Origin of the sequence: Sulfurovum sp., from assembly GCF_041562805.1 — a bacterium.
GTDB lineage: Bacteria > Campylobacterota > Campylobacteria > Campylobacterales > Sulfurovaceae > Sulfurovum.
Genome location: NZ_JBFFOH010000207.1, coordinates 1 through 3,747 on the forward strand (window position 1 = coordinate 1; position 3,747 = coordinate 3,747).

The 3,747-nt window shown below is 39.9% G+C and carries 3 protein-coding genes and 1 pseudogene; all 4 read left to right on the forward strand.

Going from position 1 to position 3,747, the window contains the following annotated elements:
- Positions 1–35 precede the first annotated feature (35 nt).
- Positions 36–551, forward strand: a complete 516-nt coding sequence (locus tag ABYK33_RS14595; protein ID WP_373034030.1) for a hypothetical protein — start codon at positions 36–38, stop codon at positions 549–551.
- Positions 535–1,365 carry a PDZ domain-containing protein gene (locus ABYK33_RS14600; protein ID WP_373034031.1) on the forward strand — a complete coding sequence of 277 codons (831 nt, stop codon included), beginning with the start codon at positions 535–537 and terminating at the stop codon, positions 1,363–1,365. The genes ABYK33_RS14595 and ABYK33_RS14600 overlap by 17 nt, the downstream gene beginning before the upstream one ends.
- Positions 1,352–3,355 (forward strand): type II secretion system secretin GspD, encoded by a 2,004-nt coding sequence (gspD, locus tag ABYK33_RS14605; protein ID WP_373034033.1) that lies wholly within the window; start codon positions 1,352–1,354, stop codon positions 3,353–3,355. Before ABYK33_RS14600 ends, gspD begins: the two co-directional genes overlap by 14 nt.
- A pseudogene (locus tag ABYK33_RS14610) lies at positions 3,355–3,747 on the forward strand (type II/IV secretion system protein); the annotation flags it as partial. The gene gspD and the pseudogene ABYK33_RS14610, both read left to right, overlap by 1 nt.

Below are 3,747 nucleotides of genomic sequence, written 5' to 3' on the forward strand. Positions count from 1 at the left end.
CAAAAAATAGCTTCATTTTATGATGTGGAGTTCAAATGCAAATGGTAAAAAAGAGTTTCATTGTACTCATCGTTGCCTGGTTGGGAGTACTGGTACTTATGCCCAAGCAAGAGTTGTATTATAAGCTGGAAGAAGAGCTTGCGAAACAGGATATAAAGCTAAATGAAGCAAAGATAAGTGAAGGGCTATTCTCTCTCACCCTGGATCAGGTAAATGTCTATTATAAGGGTATCAATGTTGCAACAATAGAAGAAGTAAGTCTATGCAGTATGCTTTTTTACAGCAGTATAGAATTACGATCGCTTCAAATGGATGATTCCCTCAAAACGATAGTGCCGCAAATAACGGAAAAAGCGCTCTTATCACACTCCATACTCTCTCCTCTTAACGTTTCGGTGGATGCAAGTGGTTCCTTTGGTTCAATGGCAGGAAACATTGACCTGAGTGAACGAACAGTACGTTTGGATTTTAATGAGAGTAAAAAAATTGGGATGTTAAAACCTCAGTTAAAACAAGACGAGAAAGGATGGTTCTATGAAACATCTTTTTAAACCGCAGGTTGTCAAAGGACTTTGGGCACTGTTGATCTTGCTGCTTGTTGTGAAAATGGTTTGGTTTGTTGTTGCAGTACTATGGTTACCGACGATCGGCGTTGAGCATGTGGCAGAGAAAGGGGCTAAAGCCCTTTACTATAGAGTAAAACTAAGCCCAAATGAAGCGCCTGCTCCAACAACAAAGAAACCTGTGCAAACGGCGGGAAGCATTAAAGATATCAAGCTTCTGGCCATTTACAATGCTTCTGATGTCACCGTGGTGACAGTAGAGCATAAACGTAAAACGACAGTACTTGCAAAAGGTGAAGAGATTAATGGATTTGTACTTGAAGGGGCGGGAAATACCTATGCTACTTTTAGTAAAAATGGAAAAACGTATGAGATCAATTTGATCATCAGTACACAGGGTGACAGGAGTATCACAAGCAGCAGGCCTGCTTCTGTTCCAGAACCATCGAAAAAGAAAGTTGAAGGTGATGTCGTAGACGCGGGTGACCATAAGATCGTTGATAAATCATTGGTAGATCATTATGCTAACAACATGGGTGATCTTGAAAAAAACATCGGTATTAAAGAGATAAAAAAAGGCAATGATCTAGAAGGCTTTAGTATCTCTTTTATTCGTAAAGGATCACTTTTTGAGAAGCTTGGTGTAAAAAGAGGAGATGTCATCAAAGCGATTAACGGACAAACGATAGATAGCTATGATGCGGCTTTTAATGTGTATAAAAATATTTCAAATATCAATAATCTTACATTGGTTATTGAAAGAGATAAAGAAGAAATGGAGTTAGAATATGAAGTTAACTAAAATTATATTGAGTGTATTAATCGTATTGTCTGCAGGACTGTATGCAGAAGAGGAAACAGTAGATGTAAACTTTCGTGACTTGAGCGTGAAAGACTTCGTTGAGATGGTTTCTAAGATCACACAGAAGAACATTTTAATAGAAGCAGAGCTCAAAGGTAAGATCAATTTTGTCTCAACGAAGCCTGTTAAAAAGAGTGCACTCTTCTCTTTGGCAAACTCTATTCTCGGCGGTAAAGGTTTAACAATCATTGATCAGGGTGAGTACTACAAGGTCGTTAAATCTAATGATGCTGCAGGTGAAGGGCTTGATGTAAGCAGCAGTATCCAAGGGGAAACCATGAAAACAGTGATGTTCCCTTTGAAGCACTCAAATGCAGCGGTACTTCGTGCTAAGATAAAACCACTACTTCATAAGAGTGCAAAAGTGATCTCTTTTAAAGAGAACAATGTTTTGGCGGTGACGGCAACGCCAAGGACGCTGGCGGCTATCTCAAAAGTGATTAACGCTGTTGAGGTAACAGGTGGAAAACAATCGGTTGTCCTTAAACTGAAACATTCTATGGTCAAAGATGTCTTTCCTAATGCGCAAAATATGGCAAAGAAGATCTTCCCACAGACCATTGAGAGTGAAAAAGTCGATATCTTTAAAGATGAAGCAACAAATTCCATTATTCTTGTCGGTAAAAGTGCCAATAACATCCGTATGATCAAATATATCAAGAAATTGGATATCAAGGGAGAGAGCACCACGCAGCAGATGTATGTAATCAGGCTCAAAAACTCAAACGTCGAAGAGATGGAAAAGATCATGAGTAAGCTTATTTCCCAGATGAACAATGTAGCTGTGAAAGCACCTGTAAAAGGTGGAAAACCACCAAGTAAAGCGATGGTTGTCTCTGATATAGAAAGAAATGCATTGATCTTACTGGCTACGGCGGAGCAGATGAAGAACATCAGAGACACGATAAACAGGATAGATATTCCTAAAGTGCAGGTGTACGTCAAAGCGAAGATCGTTGAAATTGACAGTAATCTCGCTCAACAGGTTGGACTCAAATATGGGTTTAACGGTGGGGCGATTACCAGTAATGGACTCTATACATTAGCAGGAAACATGGGAGCATCTGCACTGCAAATGTCTCCTGCACTCTTGGGATTTCTTAACCTAAATACAGAAACAACAACTTATGATAACAATGGTAATGCCATTATTACGACAGATCCAGCCTTTAAATTCGATGCCACAGATAAGGTCTTTGCTTTGGGAGCAACGCTTGATCTATTGCAACAAAACGGTGCCGCGCGCCTCATGAGTGAGCCTTCTGTCTTGTGTACAAATAACAAAGAAGCAGAGATCTACGTAGGGCAGACAATGTCCATTTTGACGCAGGCACAACAGTCGACTTCTGGTGTGTCAAATGTGGTCAATAATTATTCAAGAGAGGACATCGGACTTACATTGAAAGTCAAACCAAGACTTTCAAGTAACAATAAAGTCACACTGGAAGTAGAAACAGTGCTTGAAGACATTGACCCTTCTTCGGAACAACAAGCAGACAGACCAACCACTACAAAAAGAACCGTGAAGACCAATGCCATAGTAAACAATGGAGAAATGATCATCCTGGGAGGACTTATAAAAAGAGTTGGCGGTAAAGGGGAGTCTAAAGTCCCATTCTTGGGAGACATCCCCTATTTGGGAGATATACTCTTTACGCATCACTCAGATGTGGAAAGAGAGCAGAATGTGGTCATCTACCTTACGCCTTATATTGTGAGAAAAAGTGATGACCTGCAAAAGTTAAAAAGTATGTTGTCTGAACTTGAAGAAGTACAGGAAAGATATAACGATTTCTTTGAAAAAGCACTTGAGGAAAAAACAGGCGTCCCTACTGCAGAAATCGCTTCTGAATCCACTGCTCCGGCTAGCAGACGAATAAAGAGAACATCTCATCAGAATAACTTGAGTCTTTTAGAAGAGGAAGGATAATGTATTTCCCTCGTCTTCAGGATGTAAACCTTGACCCTCTTTGGGAAGAGGAGATCAACCATAAACTGGCACTCAAGCACTCTTTGCTTTTTGCTATGGTTGATGATGTTAAAACATGTATTGTCGAAAAAGAAACCTTGGGAGATGCGCTTAACTATTTTTCAAAACTTTCGTTAGAGTATCCCATCAGTATCGTAGATGATGAGAGTTTTGAGAGACTTAAGAACAAATTCCTAGAGATCCAGACAGGTACTGACTTTGAAGAGATGGCAACAACTTCAGATGAGCTCATAGAGGCAGAATCAGACCTGCTGGAATTTATTCGTAATTCACAAGACCTCCTTTCGAGTGAAGAGTCTGCTCCTATCATAAAACTGGTAAATTCACTCTTC